The organism is Polynucleobacter sp. JS-Mosq-20-D10 (genome assembly GCF_018687755.1).
Classification (GTDB): Bacteria; Pseudomonadota; Gammaproteobacteria; order Burkholderiales; family Burkholderiaceae; genus Polynucleobacter.
The window spans coordinates 507507-528423 of record NZ_CP061305.1; the positions used below are offsets into that span (position 1 = coordinate 507507).

General features: G+C 47.0%; 17 protein-coding genes, 1 tRNA gene and 1 pseudogene. 4 read left to right on the plus strand and 15 right to left on the minus strand.

Going from position 1 to position 20917, the window contains the following annotated elements; all coding sequences use genetic code 11:
• Positions 1 to 4 precede the first annotated feature (4 nt).
• Positions 5 to 1423, plus strand: coding sequence for a DEAD/DEAH box helicase (locus tag FD967_RS02690; protein WP_215326588.1), 1419 nt, complete (start codon positions 5 to 7; stop codon positions 1421 to 1423).
• Here FD967_RS02690 and gluQRS read toward each other — a convergent pair.
• On the minus strand, positions 1410 to 2363 hold the full coding sequence (gene gluQRS, locus FD967_RS02695; protein WP_251369078.1) for a tRNA glutamyl-Q(34) synthetase GluQRS: 954 nt from the start codon (positions 2361 to 2363) through the stop codon (positions 1410 to 1412). The two genes, FD967_RS02690 and gluQRS, sit on opposite strands and share 14 nt — an antisense overlap.
• A 15-nt stretch (positions 2364 to 2378) precedes the next feature.
• On the opposite strand from gluQRS, the gene dnaE reads away from it, so the two are divergent.
• Entirely contained in the window at positions 2379 to 6005 is a 3627-nt protein-coding gene (dnaE, locus tag FD967_RS02700; protein WP_215326590.1) for a DNA polymerase III subunit alpha, read from the plus strand.
• Positions 6006 to 6018: 13 nt separating this feature from the next.
• On the opposite strand, the gene FD967_RS02705 is transcribed toward dnaE, so the two are convergent.
• The 3 genes from FD967_RS02705 to FD967_RS02715 are packed head-to-tail and all read right to left on the minus strand — an operon-like array spanning position 6019 to position 8737.
• On the minus strand, positions 6019 to 7176 hold the full coding sequence (locus tag FD967_RS02705; protein ID WP_215326591.1) for a glycosyltransferase family 9 protein: 1158 nt from the start codon (positions 7174 to 7176) through the stop codon (positions 6019 to 6021).
• 20 nt (positions 7177 to 7196) lie between these two features.
• Complete coding sequence (locus tag FD967_RS02710) at positions 7197 to 7979, minus strand: glycosyltransferase family 2 protein (RefSeq protein WP_215326592.1); 783 nt, start codon at positions 7977 to 7979, stop codon at positions 7197 to 7199.
• Positions 7976 to 8737 carry a glycosyltransferase family 2 protein gene (locus FD967_RS02715; protein ID WP_215326593.1) on the minus strand — a complete coding sequence of 254 codons (762 nt, stop codon included), beginning with the start codon at positions 8735 to 8737 and terminating at the stop codon, positions 7976 to 7978. The genes FD967_RS02710 and FD967_RS02715 overlap by 4 nt, the downstream gene beginning before the upstream one ends.
• 10 nt (positions 8738 to 8747) lie before the next feature.
• On the opposite strand from FD967_RS02715, the gene msbA reads away from it, so the two are divergent.
• A complete protein-coding gene (msbA, locus tag FD967_RS02720; protein WP_215326594.1) occupies positions 8748 to 10511 on the plus strand; it encodes a lipid A export permease/ATP-binding protein MsbA in 1764 nt (587 codons plus the stop codon).
• Here msbA and galE read toward each other — a convergent pair.
• From galE to FD967_RS02765, 9 genes and pseudogenes are all read right to left on the minus strand, one after another.
• Positions 10508 to 11512 carry a UDP-glucose 4-epimerase GalE gene (galE, locus tag FD967_RS02725; protein ID WP_215326595.1) on the minus strand — a complete coding sequence of 335 codons (1005 nt, stop codon included), beginning with the start codon at positions 11510 to 11512 and terminating at the stop codon, positions 10508 to 10510. The genes msbA and galE overlap by 4 nt on opposite strands.
• 19 nt (positions 11513 to 11531) lie before the next feature.
• Positions 11532 to 12995, minus strand: coding sequence for a ribonuclease G (rng, locus tag FD967_RS02730; RefSeq protein WP_215326596.1), 1464 nt, complete (start codon positions 12993 to 12995; stop codon positions 11532 to 11534).
• Positions 12992 to 13615: a nucleoside triphosphate pyrophosphatase gene (locus FD967_RS02735; RefSeq protein ID WP_215326597.1), complete on the minus strand. Its 624-nt coding sequence runs from the start codon at positions 13613 to 13615 to the stop codon at positions 12992 to 12994. Before FD967_RS02735 ends, rng begins: the two co-directional genes overlap by 4 nt.
• A gap of 7 nt (positions 13616 to 13622) precedes the next feature.
• Positions 13623 to 14066, minus strand: coding sequence for a 23S rRNA (pseudouridine(1915)-N(3))-methyltransferase RlmH (rlmH, locus tag FD967_RS02740; protein WP_215326598.1), 444 nt, complete (start codon positions 14064 to 14066; stop codon positions 13623 to 13625).
• Positions 14067 to 14079: 13 nt separating this feature from the next.
• A pseudogene (rsfS, locus tag FD967_RS02745) lies at positions 14080 to 14466 on the minus strand (ribosome silencing factor); the annotation flags it as partial.
• A 55-nt stretch (positions 14467 to 14521) separates the two neighbouring features.
• The gene (locus FD967_RS02750) at positions 14522 to 15226 is read right to left on the minus strand and encodes a nicotinate-nicotinamide nucleotide adenylyltransferase (protein ID WP_215326599.1); all 705 of its coding nucleotides are present in this window, start codon (positions 15224 to 15226) and stop codon (positions 14522 to 14524) included.
• Position 15227: 1 nt separating this feature from the next.
• A complete protein-coding gene (gene hemF, locus FD967_RS02755; RefSeq protein WP_215327143.1) occupies positions 15228 to 16139 on the minus strand; it encodes an oxygen-dependent coproporphyrinogen oxidase in 912 nt (303 codons plus the stop codon).
• A gap of 50 nt (positions 16140 to 16189) precedes the next feature.
• Positions 16190 to 17467 (minus strand): phosphoribosylamine--glycine ligase, encoded by a 1278-nt coding sequence (gene purD, locus FD967_RS02760; RefSeq protein WP_215326600.1) that lies wholly within the window; start codon positions 17465 to 17467, stop codon positions 16190 to 16192.
• Between the two features lie 47 nt (positions 17468 to 17514).
• The gene (locus FD967_RS02765) at positions 17515 to 18234 is read right to left on the minus strand and encodes a YebC/PmpR family DNA-binding transcriptional regulator (RefSeq protein WP_215326601.1); all 720 of its coding nucleotides are present in this window, start codon (positions 18232 to 18234) and stop codon (positions 17515 to 17517) included.
• 141 nt (positions 18235 to 18375) lie between these two features.
• Between FD967_RS02765 and FD967_RS02770 the strand changes: the two genes are divergently transcribed.
• Positions 18376 to 18460: transfer RNA gene (locus FD967_RS02770), tRNA-Leu, on the plus strand.
• Positions 18461 to 18474: 14 nt separating this feature from the next.
• On the opposite strand, the gene FD967_RS02775 is transcribed toward FD967_RS02770, so the two are convergent.
• On the minus strand, positions 18475 to 19884 hold the full coding sequence (locus FD967_RS02775) for a tetratricopeptide repeat protein (protein WP_215326602.1): 1410 nt from the start codon (positions 19882 to 19884) through the stop codon (positions 18475 to 18477).
• 30 nt (positions 19885 to 19914) lie between these two features.
• A complete protein-coding gene (locus tag FD967_RS02780; RefSeq protein WP_215309494.1) occupies positions 19915 to 20856 on the minus strand; it encodes a CysB family HTH-type transcriptional regulator in 942 nt (313 codons plus the stop codon).
• Positions 20857 to 20917: the final 61 nt, after the last annotated feature.

Consider the following 20917-nt stretch of genomic DNA (forward strand, 5'->3'; position numbering starts at 1 on the left):
TACCTTGACAAATACTGTTCCTGAAATAAATTCTCCTACCGGCGCCACTGAGAGTGGCGCCACCCCAGCAACAATTACCTTTGCTGACTTTGGCTTAGATCCAAAAATTCAAAAAGCGGTTTCTGAGCAGGGCTATAGCATTCCAACTCCGATTCAAGCGCAATCGATCCCGCACGTGTTGGCGGGAAGCGATTTGATGGGTGCGGCCCAAACGGGCACTGGTAAGACGGCTGCCTTTGTATTGCCGATTATTCAAAAGATTCTGCGACACGCTAGTAGTAGCGCCTCACCTGCTCGCCATCCGATCCGTGCTTTGGTATTAACGCCGACACGGGAGTTGGCTGTTCAGGTTGCTGAGAACGCAGCGAGCTATTCCAAGCACACTGATTTACGTGCTGCTGTGGTTTACGGTGGCGTGGATATGAAAGAGCAGGTGGCCACACTTCGAGGTGGTGTCGAGATTTTGATTGCGACCCCGGGGCGCTTGCTTGATCACCTTGGTTCTAAAGTAGCCAACCTGTCTCAAGTAGAAATTCTGGTGCTGGATGAGGCGGACCGCATGCTCGATATGGGCTTCTTGCCTGACTTGCAGCGCATCATTGATTTGATTCCAGCTCAGCGCCAAACTCTTTTGTTCTCAGCTACGTTCTCACCAGAGATTAAGAAGTTGGCACAAAGTTATTTGCGCACGCCGGTCACTGTTGAAGTGGCGCGTCAAAATGCTGCGGCAGACACCGTTAAGCAAGTAGTTCATATGGTGGCTAGTGCTGATAAGCAGCAGGCGATTGTGAAAGTGCTGGAAGCGCGTACTCGCCTGGGCTTATCTCGTCAGTGCATCATCTTTACCAACAGCCGTTTGGGTTGCGCTCGACTAGCTCGCTCTTTGGAGCGGGATGGCATCAAGGCTGGCGCGATTCATGGTGACAAGAGTCAGGGTGAGCGCACCCTTACTTTAGATGCATTTAAGTCTGGAGCGATCGAAGCCTTGGTTGCAACCGATGTAGCTGCTCGCGGTCTGGATATTCCGTCGATGCCTTGCGTCATTAATCACGAGTTGCCATTTAATGCGGAAGATTTTATTCACCGTATTGGCCGTACAGGTCGCGCTGGCAGTAAGGGTGATGCGATTGCATTGGTCGATACTAGTGAAAAGCGTTTGCTTGATGATATTGAAAAGTTGATGAAGCGCAAGTTGGACGTTCAGCCATTGCCGGAGGGCAGCTCACGCCCTGCACCCAGCAGGAATTCCTCGAGATCAGATGCGCCACCAAAAATGTCAGACCCATTTTTCTACAAGCCTTATGAGCCCAGCGCTGCAGTGAAGCCAGCATCAGAGGTGGTAAATCCTACAGAGAAAAAAGTCGGCATTACTCCTTCAAAACCAGCGGTTGGCGCTTTACTTGGTGGCTTTAAGAAGAAGTAATTTTTCTGTCCCAAGCCTGAGTGGCTGCCAAAAGCCACTGTGCAATCGAAGTTTCTTTTCCATCTGGTAAATCTCGCAGTCCTAAGTGTCTTGCGGCTTTACGTAACTCTTGTAATGCCTGCTGCGCATTCTCAGTACGAATAGCACTTGCCAAAGTTTGCTTGCTGAGTTTCTCGCCATGCTCATCGAGCACCAGAGGTAGATGCAGATAGCTCGGGGTTTCATATCCCAAGGTCTTTTGCAGATAAATTTGTCGTGCTGTGTTGTTCAGTAAATCCGCCCCACGCACAATGTGTGTAATCTTTTGCTCGGCATCATCCACGACGACGGCCAATTGATAGGTGAATATGCCATCCCGGCGATGCAGGACAAAATCCCCCACTTCTCGATTGAGATCTTGAGTCTGTTGACCCAGGGCCAGATCTTCAAAATGGATGGTGAGTCCTGGTGGCAGGGCAAGTCGCCAAGCCACTTCGGTTGCTAATCTTTCTACTTCATCGAAGGCGCTAATTGGATGGGGGCGACAGGTTCCCGGGTAGACCATCTCTTGATTGCGGGGGGTCATTACGCCACGAGTTTCTAGAGTGTTTGCAATGTCTTGTCGAGAGCAGGTGCAGGGATAGATGATTTGGAGCTGATTTAAGCGCTCCAGAGCCTTTTTATAGCGCCCTTGATGCTGTGATTGCCAAGTTGGCTCTTCGTCCCAAGTGAGGCCGCAAGCAAGCAATTGGCGCAGGATTTCTTGATCCGCCCCAGAAATACAGCGGGGAGCGTCTAAATCCTCCATTCTGAGTAGCCATTTCCCGTGATTTTTACGGGCATCTAACCAGCTTCCTAGAGCGGCAACGAGCGATCCCGCATGAAGCGGGCCAGTGGGCGAGGGGGCAAATCGCCCGCGATAGCCGTCGGCTGGGGGTGAAGGGTTTTTAAGGTTCGGCACAGCTAAAATGATCTCATGGCTTCACCCCGTTTTGTTCATCTGCGCGTCCATTCCGAGTTTTCGATTACGGATGGTGTCGTTCGCATTGACGATGCGGTAGCTGCTGCTGAAAAAGATGGCATGGGTGCCTTGGCTCTCACCGACTTAAGTAATTTGTTTGGCCTAGTCCGTTTTTATACTGCTGCACGCTCTAGCGGAATTAAGCCAATTGCAGGCGCAGATGTTTGGGTTAGCAATCCTCAAGATCCAGATCAACCCCATCGTTTATTGCTCCTAGTACAAAATCACTCCGGTTATCTCAATTTATGCCAGCTTTTGAGTAAGGCCTCCCTTGAGAATCAATCTCGCGGTCGAGCTGAGGTCGATCTCAAATGGTTTAGCGAACCAGCCTCAAAAGCGGAAGATAAAGCTGTAAAAAGAACCCTGTCTTATGGATTAATCGCACTTTCAGGCGGGCGCTGGGGTGATGTGGGTTCTGCGCTCCTAGCTGGTCAAGAAGATTTAGCTAAAGATGCTGCTAAAAGTTGGGCTAACTTATTTCCAAATGCTTTTTATATTGAAGTGCAGCGTGGTGGCCATCCTCAGGATGAGCAGCAACTTCAATTGGCTTGCCACCTTGCTAGTGAAATGGATTTACCGATTGTTGCTACGCATCCAGTGCAGTTTATGCAGCGCAGTGATTTCATAGCCCATGAAGCACGAGTCTGTATCGCTGAAGGCGAGCTTTTAGGTAATCCTCGTCGTACTAAAAAATTCAATGAAGAGCAGTATTTCCTATCTCAAGAAGAGATGGAAAAGCGCTTTGTAGATTTACCGGTTGCGCTTGCAAACTCAGTGGAAATTGCCAAGCGCTGTAATCTTTCTTTGACTCTAGGTCAGCCGCGTTTGCCGGATTTCCCAACGCCACCGGGTATTACGCTCGACGATTACTTATTGCAGCAATCGGAAATGGGTTTGAAGCGCCATCTGGAGCGCAATTTTCCTGACGCAGAAGAGCGTGCCAAGGAAGAGTCGCGCTATCACGAGCGCCTGGTATTTGAGGTGAAGACGATTGCTCAAATGGGTTTCCCTGGTTATTTCTTAATTGTTGCGGACTTCATAAACTGGGCGAAAAATAATGGCGTGCCAGTAGGTCCAGGCCGTGGATCTGGTGCTGGCTCTTTGGTTGCTTACTCACTGGGTATTACCGATCTTGACCCGCTGCGTTACAACCTCCTCTTTGAGCGCTTCTTAAATCCTGAACGGGTATCGATGCCCGACTTCGATATTGACTTTTGCCAACATGGGCGCGATCGCGTCATTCAGTACGTAAAAGATAAATACGGAAAAGATGCGGTCAGTCAAATTGCTACCTTTGGAACGATGGCTGCAAGAGCAGCGATTCGTGATGTTGGTCGCGTACTCGAGCAAGGTTATAACTTTGTTGACGGTATTGCGAAATTGATTCCGAACAAGCCAGGTCAGTACATGACTATTGAAATGGCTAAGAAGGAAGAGAAGCAATTAGGCGAGCGTGAAAAAAATGAAGATGAAGTGCGTCAACTGCTTTCTCTCGCACAGCAGTTGGAAGGTATGACCCGTAACGTGGGCATGCATGCGGGCGGTGTATTAATTGCTCCGGGCCGCTTAACTGATTTTTGTCCGCTGTATACGCAAGAGGCGAAAGATTCCAAAGACCAAGAGAGCGGTTCAGTCATTAGTCAGTTTGATAAAGATGATGTGGAGGCAATCGGCTTAGTCAAGTTCGATTTCCTGGGTTTAACCACCTTAACGATTTTGGCAGCTGCTGAGAAATGGATTAAGGCGTTACATGCCGACCGTAAAGATTGGAATATCGGTGAAATTCTGCTCGATGATGAGAAAGCTTTTGAAGTCTTAAAGAACGCCAATACGGTTGCTGTCTTCCAGCTAGAAAGTCGCGGCATGCAAGGCATGCTTCGTGAAGCTAAGCCTGACCGCTTCGAAGATATTATTGCGCTCGTTGCACTTTACCGTCCCGGCCCAATGGATTTGATCCCAGACTTTATTGAACGTAAGCACGGACGTCAAAAAGTAGAGTATCCGGATCCCCGTATTGAGCCGGTTCTGCAAGAAACCTACGGCATCATGGTCTATCAAGAGCAGGTGATGCAGATGGCGCAGATGATTGGCGGTTACTCACTGGGTGGCGCAGATATGTTGCGTCGAGCAATGGGCAAAAAGAAGCCTGAAGAGATGGCGCAGCATCGCAAGATTTTTAGTGACGGTGCAAAAGCAGGCGGTATTACTGAAGGTAAAGCCAACGAGATTTATGACTTGATGGAGCGTTTTGCAGGCTATGGATTTAATAAATCCCATGCTGCTGCTTATGCGCTCTTGGCATATCAAACTGCTTGGCTAAAAGCCTATTACCCCGCTGAATTTATGGCAGCCAACTTATCGCTCGCAATGGATGACACCGATAAGGTAAAGATTCTGTACGACGATTGTTTGGCAAATGGGATTCGGGTGTTCTCGCCCGACATTAATACTGGCGTGTATGTGTTCACTCCATTGCGTGCACCAGATGCGGCACCGGACTCTCCTATTAGCCATATTCGTTATGGTTTAGGTGCGGTTAGGGGAACTGGTGAAGCGGCAATCGAAGTGATTGTGAAGGCACGTGAGGCTGGTGGTCCATTTAAGGATCTATTTGATTTCTGTGCGCGCGTTGATCGTAGACAGGTGAACCGTCGAGCGATTGAGGCTTTGATGCGTGCTGGCGCCTTTGATAGCTTGTATAAGGGCTCCATTCCTGCTGGTGGCAATCCTTACGATATTCGATCTACCCTATTGGCTTCTCTGGCGCGCGCAATTGAGGCCGCTGAACAAGCGGAAGCCTCAATTAATCAAGTGAGTTTGTTTGAGGTGGCAGGAGAAGATGATCGTCATTTGCCAGAGCTAGTCCGCGAATTACCATGGTCTGAAAAGAAACGTCTCCAGGATGAGAAAAGCGCTCTTGGGCTTTGTTTGACCGGTCATATGTTTGATGCCTATCGCGACGAGACGGCGCATTTTATTCGCCAGCCATTAGTCAACGTGACCGAGGGTAAGGATCAGTTGATCGCCGGCATTATTACCTCTGCTCGGATGCTGACTGGTCAGCGTGGCCGCATGATGATTGCAACCATTGATGACGGTACTGCTGCGATTGAAGTGACGCTCTATAGCGAAGTCTATGAACCAAATCGTTCTTGGCTCAAAGAAGATGAGTTGCTGGTAGCCAAGGTGAATATTACTCCCGATAAATTTTCTGGCGGGGTGCGAATAGTTTCTGAGGCGGTGATGGATATTACGGGAGCCCGCATGCGTTTTGCTCGCAACCTTCATCTATCTATCGATTCAGCCATTGATCTCAAATCCTTACGAAGCCAAATTGGACCTTACTTGATGAGCAACCGCATGCGAGATCCCAAGTTGGGTCCTGCAGTAGCCTCTATGCCAAGCGCTAGTGAGGGCATGAAGGGTTTAATGCTTACTGCAGCAGTAACCACCAGTGGTGGAGCCTGTCTGATGCAGTTCCCAGAAGAGCTGCGGATTTATCCAGATGATGCTTGCTTGCATGGTTTGAATCAAATTTTGGCAGCTAAGCAATCCAATGTCGTTCAGGTTCAGTACCACTAAGCGCGCATTATTTTTATTTCTTAGTTGCGCTTTGCAGTGCTGCGATCACTTGAATTGGGTCTAGCTGGTCTAAGCACTCGCTATTACTACTTGCGCGATCCTCGCAACCCGCTTTGCGGCAGGGAACGCATTCACCAGGTCCTTGTAGGATTGTGACATTTCCAATCGTCTGCGTGCGAGCTCTTAATTGATAGGGTTGTTCACCAACAAAACCATTAGGCCACGGCCCAAAGTTGGTGGGTGGTGTTGGACCAAATAGAGTAATGGTGGGTGTATTGCATGCAGCTGCTAGGTGTGTGATTGAGGTATCTACCCCAACATAAGCTATCGCTCCACGAATCAGTGTTCCCGCCTGTGGGATAGTGAGCTGGCCCGCGGTATCAACGATATGCTTACGGGTTGCTTCATCAAGCAATGAAAGAATATCTTGATTGAGTTGTAGATCTTGCTTAGCTGGGGATGCGCTCAGCACTACTTGCCAGCCTTGTTTTGTAATCCATGTCAGCAATGTTTGCCAATACGCCAGTGGCCAACGCTTATATGCGGTTAAAGGTCCGGGATGCACTACGACATAAGACAAGTGCAGTTGAGCGGCAATGCTTGGGGCGATCGGATCACCAGCGGGAGCTGTTACCGAAACTGGTTTCTTAAATAATTCCAGTGGATTTTTAAAAAAGATCTCAAGTAGTCGAAGCTTTTCCGTAATGACATGTTGTGCAAAATAATCTACATCAACTGTATGTAAGCTGATGGCCTTTTTCCAGGCATTTTGTTTAGCGCTCTTACTTTTCTTAGCTTGATCTTGCTCAGTGAGTCCTTGAGGATGACCGCCTAGTACACCCACGCGGTGATGAGCTGCTGCTAGGCCATAAAAATAGGCGCGATCACTGGGTTGTGTGACAACAGCTAGATCATATCGTTGAAAGAGTTTGATAAATAAAGAGAAATACTCTTTGAGATTTGGGCGGTCTGAAGTTTCAATGATCTGGGAAATATCGGGATTGCCTTTGAGCATCTCAAGCTTACCGCGGTAGCCTAAAAAGTGAAACTCCGCATCAGGCCATAGTTCACGCGCCTGTGAAATTAGTGGCGTAGTGACAAGGACATCCCCAATTTGGCGAGTCGCAATAAACAAAACTTTTTTCGGCTTCAGCGCTGAGAATGCAGTCATGGGGCTAATGTAACTTAATCCTACTGAGCTTTAGCGAGAATTTTTTCACGGACGCGACGCTCATTTTCTGCAGCATTGGATTGATCATTGATGCGGTGGTAGAGGTGCAGTACTTCAGTTGCCCAGGATCCAGATTTTCTGATCAATCCACGATTTTGCAATCGGAAAACAAAATCTGCATCTTCATGCCCCCAGCCTGTCATGGTTTCATCAAAGCCACCTATGGCCAGGGCGTCAGCTTTCCAGCACGCCAGGTTGCAGCCTTTAATACGGCGCCAGACAAATTTTTTATAGTTGCGCCAGGCGCCATCGCCTAGCTTGATTTTGAGGGGCCAGTACTTGTTGATGCCACCGGAAAGTCGATAGCTTAATAGATTTTTTCTGAATTTCGTGAAGTCCCAATGAGGCCAAGAGAGGATATCTTTTGTTAAGGCTTCATTGAGTAAGGCTCTGCTGCCAGTAGTGAAACAACCTTTTTTCGCCAAGCTCCGATGTTGTGCGACAAAGTCTGGCTGAACAACGCAGTCCCCATCTAAGAATATGAAGTATTCGCCAGAAGCCTCTGCGCTTGCAAGGTTGCGAATAAGGGCCAAGCGAAAACCTAAATCTTCATGCCAGACATGCTTAATCTGAAGTTTGGATTTAAGCTTAAGGGCATTAATAAAATCTTGGGTATCTGACTTTGAGCCATCATCAGCAATGAGGATTTCAAAGTTCGAGTCTGTTTGAGTTTCGAGAGATTGCAAAACAAAATCGAGAGCATCGATTCTGTTGTACGTTGCAACAATTACGCTGATCTTCATTCTTCTGTTTGGTTTTGAATAAGCCAAATTTTCATGTACCGATAGTAACTACCTTCAGCATTTGAGAGTGCTAATGCAAGACCTTGGTAGCCATCTAGGAATCCCGCTCTAATAAAGTAGGTTCTGAAGAATGCCCATAAACCATGCAGAATTGCTTTAAGGGGATTACTTCGCCTGCCTTTGGCAAATGCTTGTTCAGCTGATGCTGTTGAATAACGATCAATTTTTTGTAAAACCTGTGAGAAGTTCATGAAGCTGTAATGCAGCATTGGATTCTCTAGCTTTGCTACTTGCCCATGGGGAGTCAGTCGCTCATGAACAAGATCATCCGAGAAGCGGGCAGTGCCGCGTTTAAATAGTCGATCGACATAATCAGGGGTCCAGCCAGAATGACGAATGAAGCGACCGCAATACCAAGATAGACGCGGAATTGCAAAACAGTCAACATGGGCTGAATGATGAATAGCGGTCAGAATCTCAGTTCTGAGGGCTGGGGTGAGGCGCTCATCGGCATCTAGGGAGAGTACCCACTCCCCTGTTGCCAAGTCTAGGGCGCGGTTCTTTTGAGGCCCAAATCCAGGCCAGTCCGCCGGCTGGCTGATCACAGCCCCATGGTTTTTGGCGATTTCTAGGGTGCTATCGGTGCTATTGGTGTCGACAACTACGATTTGCTGGGCAATCCCTTCTAGGGAAGCCAAACAATCGGCCAAATTGGCCTCTTCATTGCGAGTAATGAGTATGACGGATAAGGTGGGCATAATTCATTATATGAATGCTCAAGACCGTACCGCCCTAAATCGCTTAATTCAGTACCTCAAGCCCCATATAGGCCTAATTATTGGCTCCATATTGGCCATGGCGCTGGTTGCTGGTGCAGAAACCTCTATTCCGGCCCTCATGAAGCCTTTGCTAGATCGTGGTTTCACTGGTCAGATGGATCAAAAACTCTGGCTGGTGCCAGTTTTCTTGGTTGGGCTGGCTTTCGTGCGAGGGATGGCGCAATTTTTGTCTAGCTATCTTTTAAATCGCGTTATCAATGCTGTGTTGCTGAAGATGCGTATGCAGATGTTTAAGGCATTGCTGCATTCAAGCACTGCGTTCTTTCAAAAGAACTCTGCATCCAGCTTAATTAATGCGGTAGTTTTTGAGGTAAATAATGCCCTCTCCATTATGGGTGGCATGTTGATTAGTTTGGTACGTGACTCTCTCACCGTAATTGGATTGATTGGTTACTTGATTTACCTAAATTGGCAGCTGACTTTAGTAGTGCTGATGATTTTCCCAATTATTGCCTTCATCATTGGAAAGATTAATAAACGCTTGCGCTCACTGAATCGTGAGCAGCAGGCTATGACAAGCGAGCTCGCCTACATTGTTGAAGAATCTGCAGCCGGGTACAAGATCGTGAAGGTGCATGGTGCTGAAGAGTACGAGATGGGCCGCTTTATGGAAAAAGCGGATCGTCTTCGTCAATTTGCCTTGAAATCAGCGGTTGCTGGCGGCTTAAATCAGCCAATCACCCAGCTCATTGCTTCTATGGCTCTGTCGATCGTCTTGGTCATCGCTTTAATGCAGTCAGCAACCGAGGGAACTACGGTTGGTGGCTTTGCCTCTTTTATTACTGCTATGTTGTTAGTCATATCGCCGATTAAACATCTCGCTGATATTAATCAGCCTCTGCAGCGGGGCTTAACTGCTGCAGAAATGATTTTCTCCCTCATGGACCAGCCTTTTGAGGAAGATGAATCTCGCAAAGAGAATATGAAGCCTCTAGGCAAAGCCAAGGGCGCAATTCGGTTTGAAGATGTTGGTTTCTCATATCAGCAAGAGGCTGGACGAAAAGATGCTCTTACTGGCGTGAGTTTGAATATTAAGCCTGGTGAAGTGGTAGCCTTTGTTGGACCGTCTGGTGGTGGTAAATCTACGCTGGTCAATTTATTGCCGCGTTTCTTTAGGCCGACCAGTGGACAAATTTTCTTGGACGACATTCCCCTTGAGGATATTGTGCTGGCTGATGTGCGTAAACAGCTCGCTTTTGTGAGTCAGGATGTGATTTTATTCAATGACAGTATTGCGGCAAACGTAGCCTATGGCGCTACCGGTGCAGATGGCATCGATCGTGGACGTGTCATAGAGGCACTTGAAGCGGCAAACTTATCTGCGCTCATGAAAGAAATGCCCGATGGAATTGATACTCAAATTGGTGATAACGGCAATCGTCTATCAGGCGGTCAACGTCAGCGCTTGGCTATCGCGAGGGCTATCTACAAAGACGCTCCTATTCTGATTTTGGATGAAGCAACCTCGGCACTCGATTCTGAATCCGAGCGTCAAGTGCAAGATGCTTTAGAGCGATTAATGGCCGGTAGAACTACTTTAGTTATCGCACATCGCTTGTCAACCATAGAGCATGCTGATCGGATTGTGGTGCTAGAGCATGGCCATGTGATTGAGAATGGCTCACACGAAGAATTGATTGCTAAGGATGGCTTATATGCCAACTTGCATCGCATTCAGTTTTCGAATGCTTAATTCTTTCTGGAGTTTTTGATCCAGAGCCAAGAGCTATTACAAATATCGGATAGCTTCTGCTTGGTTTTCCAGCTCAGTATTTTCTCTGCTTTATCGGCCTTGGCGTAGTACTCCGGAAGATCTCCCGGACGGCGGCCAACTATTTCATATGGGATTTTATGACCGCTGGCTTCTTCGAAGTGGCGTAGGAGATCGAGAACACTATAGCTATCGCCGCTACCTAGGTTGAAGGTGTGGCAGCCAGTATTGCCCTGAAGCCAGATGAGCGCTGCTAAGTGGCCTTCGGCCAAATCCATGACATGGATATAGTCACGCTTACCCGTGCCGTCTGGGGTGTCGTAGTCATCCCCAAAAATATTGAGTAAGGGTAGCTTCCCGTTTACAACTTGCCCAATGACTGGCATCAAATTATTTGGGATCCCATTGGGATCCTCACCAATGAGTCCTGATTCATGAGCGCCTACTGGATTAAAGTATCTAAGACAGGCTATCTTCCATTCCTTATCGCTTTTACTAAGGTCTCTTAGTATCTCCTCTACTTGGAGCTTATTGCGGCCATAAGGATTCGTTGGGCTAGTTGGATGATCTTCATCATAGGGTAGATAAACTGGGTCGCCATAAACGGTAGCACTGCTACTAAATACTAGAGTATTAATATGAACCGCTTGCATTGCTTGTATCAGGCTAATGCTGCCCTGAACATTATTGGCATAGTATTCAATTGGCTTTTGAGAGGATTCTCCGACAGCCTTTAACCCTGCCAGATGAATTACTGCTTGAATTTTTGCGTCGCGCAATACTTTGCTTAGTTTTTCGGTATCCCGGACATCCCCTTCAGTAAATCCAATGTTCTTAGAGCAAATCTTCTGCACTCGCTCTAAAGTGCCAATATTGCTATTGCAGAGATTATCGTAAATATGAACCTGATGGCCAGCATTCGCCAAGAGTAGGGCTGTATGGCTACCGATATAACCCATGCCACCAGTAAGTAAAATATTCAAGAGAGCCTCGTAAGGATAATTAGCTTAGTACGATATCGTACTGCTCTTGGCGGAAGCTGCCTTCTGCCTGGAGTTTGATCGGCTTAGCAATAAAGTCACCTAACTGTGCCAAGAACTGATTCTCCTCCTCAAGGAAAAGGTCAATGACATCAGGGGCGGCAACGATTCTAAATTCCCGGGGGTTAAATTGGCGATGCTCGCGCACAATCTCTCGCAAAATCTCGTAGCAAACCGTTTGCGCAGTTTTAATTTCACCTTTGCCTTGGCACGTAGCACATGGCTCACAGGTGATATGGGCCAGAGATTCTCGAGTGCGTTTACGTGTCATCTCCACTAGACCTAGCGAAGAGAAGTCATTCACCGAGGTGCGAGCATGATCACGTTCTAAATTACGATTGAGTTCATGTAAAACTGATTCCTGATGTTCTTTGCTCAACATATCAATAAAGTCGATGATGATGATGCCGCCAAGATTACGTAAACGTAATTGACGAGCGATTGCCTGAGCAGCTTCAAGATTAGTTTTAAATACGGTGTCATCTAGATTGCGTGCGCCGACATAACTACCGGTGTTGACATCAATCGTAGTCATGGATTCTGTTTGATCAATCATCAGGTAGCCACCTGATTTAAGATCAACTCTTCTGCCAAGCGCTTTATTGATTTCAGCATCCACATCAAATAAATCAAATAGGGCGCGCTCGCCACGATGTAGCGTGAGTTTGTCCAAAAGGTTTGGCATATACAGCATAGCGAACCCTTTGAGTTTTTCAAAGTTCTCTGCTGAGTCCACCCGAATTTTTATAGTTTCTTCACTAGCAAGGTCACGCAATACACGTTCAGCTAGATTCAGATCCTGATAAAGCAAGCTAGGCGCGGCCTTGTGATTTACAGCCTCACGAATCTTTTCCCAAGTGGTGCGCAGGTAATGCATGTCGTGCTCGAGCTCGGTATCGCTGGCTTCTTGTGCACTAGTGCGAACGATAATCCCACCTTTTTCATCGGTAGGCATGAGTCCTGCAAGCCTTACCTTAATGGCCTCACGCTCTTCAGGTTGATCAATTCTTTGGGAGACTCCAATATATTTTTCAGTGGCTATATCTGTCCCGGCTGGTGGTAGGTAAACTAAATTACGGCCAGCAATACTGAGTTGAGTTGTGAGTCGTGCACCTTTTGTTCCTAATGGATCCTTAAGAACCTGCACGAGAATATTTTGACCCTCGAAGAGTAATTTTTCGATTTGAGCTTGAGGGTTATTTTGAGTGATGTCGGCGACGTGCATAAATGCAGTGCGTTCCAAGCCGATTTCAATGAAGGCGGATTGCATGCCAGGTAGTACGCGTACCACTTTAGCTAAATAGATATTCCCGACAATGCCGCGTTGACGGGTACGCTCGATCTGAAGCTCTTGAACAGCACCTTGCTGAATTAGTGCCACCCGTGTTTCTTGGGGGGTGATGTTGATCAGAATTTCTTCGTTCATATGCGGGCGACTTTAGCGAAATCTAATAATTGGTTAACTTCGAATATAGGTAACCCCATGATACCGCTATAGCTGCCTTTAATTGAGGGAATAAAAGATCCACCAAGACCTTGAATGCCATACGCCCCAGCCTTGCCAAAGGGCTCGCCACTCTGAATATAAGCGTCAATTTGAGCTTGAGTTAAATGGGCAAATTCCACCTCAGAAACTTGTACCAGGCAAAGGGGATTTGTTTTGGGATCAGTTGTGAGTACAACTGCAGTTAAAACCTCATGTACTTTGCCGCTCAGCATTTTTAGAATACGCGCAGCATCGAAAGCATCATTAGGTTTTCCAAGGATTTCACCAGCCAGATTGCCAGGTAGACTAACAGTAGTGTCTGCACACAAGATGGGTGCCCAAGGTTTACCGCTGTTTTGCCACCTAGCTAAGGCAATAGCACTTTTGGCAAAGGTAACTCGCTCAACGTAAGCACGCGCCTTTTCATGGGGGAGGGGGGTTTCAAGAGTTTCCGTATCCTCGCCAGGTGCTGCAATTAACATTTCAAACTGGACGCCAATTTGTTTGAGCAGTTCCTGGCGTCTGGGACTCTGTGAGGCAAGGTAAATATAAGAAAACATGAATGGCTTACTCGCGGTGATAGGGGTGGCCTTGTAAAATAGTCCAAGCTCGATAGAGTTGCTCAACTAATAAGACTCTTGCCATGGCATGTGGCAGGGTCAGACTCGAAAGGCGCCACATCGCTTGAGCATTCTCTTTGAGACTGGGATCGAGCCCATCGGCACCGCCAATCAAAAAAGTGATATCAAAACCTTCTTGTCGCCAGCCTGCCAACTGGGTAGCTAGATTTTGTGTAGTTTGATCTTTGCCGCGCTCATCAAGTGCAATCACCCGAGACCCTTTCGGAATGGCTGTTGCAATTTTGACAGCTTCTTTGGCTGGACTGAGATCAGGTTTGATCTCTTTAATTTCAATGCTGCAATCTGAGGGCATGCGCTTAATGTAATCATGGGTTGCAGTTGCAACCCATTCTGGCATTTTGTGACCAACAGAAACAATCGTTAAACGCATTGCTAGGGTATTACTCTTCGTCGTCTGGGTCGCTTGCCTTCACAAGCCCCTTATCCGCTGCCAGCTTCACTCGTACAGGTTTAGCTCCCCACATGCCTTCAAGCTGATAGTAAGCGCGCAGTGCAGGTTGCAAAATATGAACTACGATATCGCCACAATCCACTAGTACCCACTCGCCAGTCTCTAGACCTTCTACGGAGATCACTTCACCACCTTTAGTGTTGACGGCCTCCTTAACCGACATGGCTAGTGATCTAGTCTGACGATTGGAGGTGCCGGTGGCGATGATGACGCGATCAAATAGCTCACTGAGCTTAGTAGTGTCATACACACGAATATCCTGTGCCTTGACATCCTCGAGGGCATCAATCACGACGCGTTGTAATTTTGTTAAGTCCATAGTTTCTCTAGTATTGTTCTCGGATATTTTGAATATAAGGGTGATCTTAGCCTGATTACTTGTACAGACCTAAATTTGTAATGATTTCTAAAGCATGGGATGGAATGTGCTCGGAAGCAATATCACTGCGAGAAGCGCTTTTCAGCTGATTTCGAAGCACTGTGGATGAAAGGTCTACTGCAAGACTGTTATCTAAGTAGATGCGGCCAAAGAGACTTTTTTCAAGGGTGTTTGTATCAATACATTGATACTTTTCTAATAAAGTCTTAATTTCAGGGCTGATTTGGGCGGGGAGTTCATGATGAGGCCTGCTGGCCACTGCGAAATTCACGAGTCCTAGTAATTGATCCCAGGACTTCCAGGAGGGCAGATTGATAAGAGAGTCGGCTCCCATTAACCAAGTTAAGTTAACCTGAGGCCCAAAACGTTCTCTCAGAGCTTTGGCTGTATCGATTGCATAGCTTGGGCCTACCCGATCAATTTCGATGCGATCAACTCCAAGTTGAGTCGGTATTTTTAGATACAGAAATGCCCTAGCTAAATCAGCGCACGCCGCTTCAGTGAGTTCAAGGCGTATTTCCGCAGGTGTGATGACAGGGCTTTTTTGCCAAGGCTCGCCACTGGGGATGAGGAGCAGTGTGTCAAGGTGCAGAACCTTTGCAAAATGGATGGCCAGTTTAAGGTGACCAAGATGTGGCGGGTCAAACGTACCACCCAGAATGCCAATTTTTTTTGGAGTGTCCAAATGTACTGAGATCAAGTTATGCAAGCCAGTCGCGGGGCTTAAGATAGTAGTCGTATAGCTTTGCCTCTGGCGTACCTGGTTTTGGTTGCCAGTTGTACCACCACTGCACTACGGGTGGCATAGACATCAAAATAGATTCTGTCCGTCCGCCAGAGTGCAGGCCAAAAATGGTGCCTCGGTCGAACAGCAAGTTGTACTCCACATAACGACCACGACGGTATTCTTGAAACGCTTTTTCTTCGGGCGTAAAACTATCTTTATAACGACGTTCCACAATCGGTAAGTAAGCATCAATAAACGCATCGCCAACAGCACGCGTCATGGCAAAGCTTTGCTCAAAACCTAGGTCATTGAAGTCGTCAAAGAACACGCCGCCGATACCGCGAGGCTCTTCACGATGCTTGAGATAAAAATATTCATCACACCATTTTTTGAATCGTGGATGTAGCTCTTTACCAAACGGGTCTAAAGCATCTTTAGCGGTTTGATGGAAATGTTTGCAGTCCTCATCAACGCCATAGTAGGGAGTAAGATCAAAGCCACCTCCAAACCACCAAACTGGCTCTTTATTGGGAGCTTGGGCGATAAAGCAGCGCACATTCATGTGAGTGGTTGGCACCTTGGGATTATTTGGGTGAAACACCAAGGAAACGCCCATCGCTTCAAAGCTACGTCCAGCAACTTCTGGGCGATGGTGTGAGGCTGAAGGGGGCATTTGATCACCGCGAACATGAGAAAAGCCTACGCCACCTTTTTCCAATATATTGCCGCTATCTAAAGTACAGGTGCGCCCATAACCCCGCAGCTTGCTATCTTCTGGTTTCTCCCAAGCATCCACCATAAAGGCTTTGCCATCGAGTGCGCTCATGGCAGTAGTGATGCGCTCTTGCAGGCCTAAAAAGTAAGCTTCCAATTCTGCAATATTAATTTGAGTCTGTTCAGTGGATGACAAGGATGAAAAGTCCTTCGTAGTTAGAGTTATTTCACTGCCCGATAGCCAATATCTTTCCGATATTGCATGCCATCGAATTGGATCTGAGCAATTGCTTCGTATGCCTTTTGTTGTGCACCGCGAACGGTATCCGATAGACCTACGACGCACATGACGCGACCGCCAGAGGTAACCATCTTCCCGTCTTGTAATTTAGTGCCAGCATGAAACGTCAATTGATCTTCAGTATCAGTGGTGATACCCGTAATGACATCGCCATTACGCGGAGTATCGGGATAGTTGTGAGCTGCAAGCACTACACCTAAGGCAGTGCGGCGATCCCACTCCAGCTCCACTTCATTGAGTGTGCCATTAACAGCATGATCTAGTGCCTTTACAAGATCACTACGCAGGCGTGCCATGATTGGTTGTGTTTCTGGATCGCCCATGCGGCAGTTAAATTCTAAAGTCTTGATCTTCCCATCAGGAGAAATCATGAGCCCCGCATAAAGGAAGCCAGTGTATGGAATACCATCCGCTGCCATGCCTTTAACTGTAGGCATGATGACTTCGCGTAAAGCGCGCGCATGAATTTCTGGGGTAACTACTGGAGCAGGGGAGTAAGCGCCCATGCCGCCGGTATTGGGACCTTGATCATCATCGAGCAAGCGTTTGTGATCTTGACTAGTTGCTAAAGCTAAAACATGTTTGCCATCTACAAGAACGATAAAGCTAGCTTCTTCACCAGTCAGAAATTCTTCAATAACAACGCGTGCACCGGCATTCCCCAGTTTGTTATCGGCCAGCATCATGTCGACAGCTCCATGAGCTTCTTCCAAATCCATTGCCACAACTACACCTTTGCCTGCAGCCAGACCATCCGCCTTAATCACGATCGGTGCGCCTTTAGCATCAATGTAAGCATGGGCTTCTAATGCATTTGAAAAAGTCTGGTACTCCGCTGTCGGGATACCGTGACGTTTCATAAACGCTTTAGAGAAATCTTTGGAAGACTCTAATTGGGCTGCTAACTGAGTGGGTCCAAAGATGCGCAAGCCATTGTTACGAAATACATCCACGATACCGGCCGCCAATGGTGCCTCAGGACCCACTACGGTGAGGTGAATATTTTCACGCTTGGCAAAGTCTGCCAATTCTTGAAGATCAGAGATTGGGAGGTTTTGAATACCGGCTGCGGTTTGTTTTGCAGTGGCTGTGCCACCATTACCCGGGGCCACATATACAGTTTGAACTTGTGGAGATTGTGCTAGCTTCCATGCTAATGCATGTTCACGACCACCGGAACCAATTAAAAGAATTTTCATAAAGGGCTAATAGAGATATTAATAAGTAGCGTTAAAAAGTTGGCCGATTACAAAGAAGCGTTCGTGAATACTTCTTGAACGTCATCTAAGTTCTCAAGCGCGTCTAATAGTTTTTGCATGCTTTCTGCTTGATCACCTTCGAGTTCGGTTTCAGTTTCAGGGCGCATCGTCACCGTTGCTAGTTCTGCTTTAAAGCCTGCTTGATTGAGTGCGTCTTGTACCTTAGGAAATTCAGGTACTGGCGTGAGTACCTCAAGTGAACCATCATCATGGGTGATGACATCTTCTGCGCCAGCATCTAGTGCGATCTCCATGAGCTGATCTTCATTGGTGCCTGGGGCAAATAACATCTGACCGCAGTGTTTAAACATAAAGGCAACCGAACCTTCGGCGCCCATATTGCCACCATTTTTTGCAAATGCATGGCGTACTTCAGCAACAGTTCGGGTACGGTTATCCGTCAAGCAATCGACAATGATGGCGGCACCATTGTGGCCATAACCTTCGTAACGAATTTCTTCGTAGTTAACGCCTTCCAAAGAACCTGTACCGCGCTGAATTGCCCGCTGTACGTTGTCATTCGGCATATTGGCATCCTTAGCCTTATCGATCGCAAGGCGTAAACGGGGGTTTGTAGCGATATCGCCGCCACCCAATTTAGCTGCAACCGTGATTTCTTTGATGAGTTTGGTCCAAATCTTGCCGCGCTTTTCGTCTTGACGTCCTTTGCGGTGCTGAATGTTGGCCCATTTCGAATGGCCGGCCATACGGGTGAGTCCTTTTGATTAATGTGGCTTGAAGTCCTTATTTTAAGGTCTTATGAGGCTAAGAATGAGGGTCCTACAACTTTTTTGTTACACTCTCACCTCTTAGTAAGCATCAATGCAGTATTTCCACTGCAAACACCTGCCCCGGTGATGGAATTGGTAGACGTGCCGGACTCAAAATCCGGTGCCGCAAGGCGTGGCGGTTCAAGTCCGCCCCGGGGCACCACCTCTGCATGGCCTTTAAATGATCTTCACTGCAACTTGTTTACTTGCAAAGCTGAAGGTCAGAATTTCATATTTCCACCCGTATTGAGCTATAGCCTCCTGAAAGGCTTTGAATTCATCATCTCTCCAGGATTTGTATCCAATATATTCATCAAATACGATGACTGTCCCAGGGACAATATGATCTCCCAGCGCGTTAAATATTGTTTTTGTAGAGCTGTAAAGATCGCAGTCAATGTTCATAAATCGAATTGGGCCGCCATGACTTTGCATAAATTGGGGAATGGTTTCCTCGAACCAGCCCGGAAATAGCGTTACGTTACCAGGTACCTCCGGCAGATTTCCATTTGCGCTGTAACTTCCTGCTGGTTCATCATTCCAATTTTCGGGGATACCTTGAAAGCTATCAAAGCCATAAACTACTGAATCAACTAGGGAGGCAATATTTCTAATCGATTTCCCGTTGTAGACTCCAAACTCTAAAACTACCCCTTCAAGCTTCGCCTCTCTGAGCGCCAATTCAATAGTTCTGGTGTCTGTTCCGACTAAGCTGGCTGATTTGATATTGAGCGATTTCAGGTGTTCCCAAGAATCTAATTCAGCCTTGACATCTTCCTCTTGAGCCAGTGATCTGAGTATTTCAGATCCCGAGGATTCATCTGAAAAATGCTCTTTCATTACCCCCAGAAAAAAGCGATAGCCATTATGAAGAGGATCGAGTTTTAATGCTTGCTCTAGGTTTGTGATCGCCTCTTGGGGCTTTCCAAGGTCAATCAAGGCCGCATGACTATTAAAGTATGGCTCTGCAAGGCTAGGCTCATGCTGTATTGCCATGTTGTAGGCCTCCATTGCGCCCTCGAGATTGCCAAATTCAGTTAAAGCAACACCGAGGCTGTTCCATGCATTTGCATGGTTTTCTTGAAGTGCCACAGTTTTTTCCAACCAAAATTGGGCATCTTCAGGCTTCATTGATTTCAGGAACATTGTGCCGATGTTGTAATGAATTGTTGCTGAATTCGGTGATAGCAAAAGCGCTTTTTTGTAGAGCTCAAATGCATCTTGAAAGCGATTCAATTTGGTAAGGTTATTCGCCAGATTAACTAGTGGCTCGACTTGATCTGGGAACAACCGCAATGCTTGTAGATAATTTAGATTAGCTGCCTCTATTTCATTGATGGCTGAATGGGAGATGCCAAGCTGAAGATAAATGCTCGATAGATTCGGATTGACGAGGTTAGCCCTTGTAAATAGTTCGATTGCTCTACTATGGTCACCATATTGCTGTGCTATAGACCCACTCAAACAAAGGGACTGGAGGTGGTTCGGAGCTGTTGTTAGAAGGGAGGAGTAGATTGCATCTGCTTTTTCTAGTTCACCATTCTGGTGAAGGGTAATTGCATTAGCAAGTTTGATTGGATCCACCATTATTTAACTCTTTTTCAGTAGCATCTAGTTTTAAATTTCGTAGGTTTCTGACTCGCTATTCATGGCTTGCTCAACGATTTTCTTCGTGAGCGTGGGCGAGAATAGTTCGATGAAGGTATACACAAAAGAGCGTAAGTAAGCTCCTTGCTTAACACCTAAATGCGTCACGTTGTTACCAAATAAGTGCCCAACTGGAATGACTCGGAGATTGCGATCTCGATCTGCGTCATAGGCTAATCCCGCCACGATACCCACACCCATTCCTGTTTCTACGTATGTCTTAATGACGTCCGCATCAATCGCCTCCAAAATAATATCGGGACTGAGATTACGCTGTGCAAAAGCGGCATCAATCTTGCTGCGACCTGCAAATGCTTTGTCGTAGGTGATTAGTGGATACTTTGCGATTTCTTCTAGTGTGATGGTTGATTGATTGAGAAGTGGGTGGCTCAGTGGCACCATGATGACGTGGTGCCACTGATAGCCTGGTAGTGCTAGTACTCCAGGGGTATTAGCAATACCTTCAGTTGCTATGGCGATGTCAGCACGATCATGAATGAGCAGCTCTGCAATTTGACCTGGGCTACCTTGTTGAATACTTACCCGTACCTTTGGAAAGCGTTTTGTAAATTCAGTTAGCACCTTAGGCAAGGCATAACGGGCCTGAGTGTGGGTAGTGGCAATCACAAAGTTGCCCTGGTCTTGACTGGCAAAGTCTTTACCCACTCTTCTTAAGGTTTCCACTTCATCCAGAATGCGCTCAATGGAGATGAGGATGCGCTTGCCTGGTTCAGTGAGTGAACGAATGCGCTTGCCGTGGCGTCGGAATATTTCTACGCCAAGCTCATCTTCCAACTCAATAATGGCCTTTGATACACCAGGCTGAGAGGTAAAGAGTGCCTTGGCAGCCGAGGTGAGATTAAAGTTTTGCCTAACAGCTTCACGAACAAATCGAAATTGATGTAGATTCATATGAATTCCATTCTTTATATCAACTGCGATATAGGAATCAGATTCTATATGATGTTGAGGT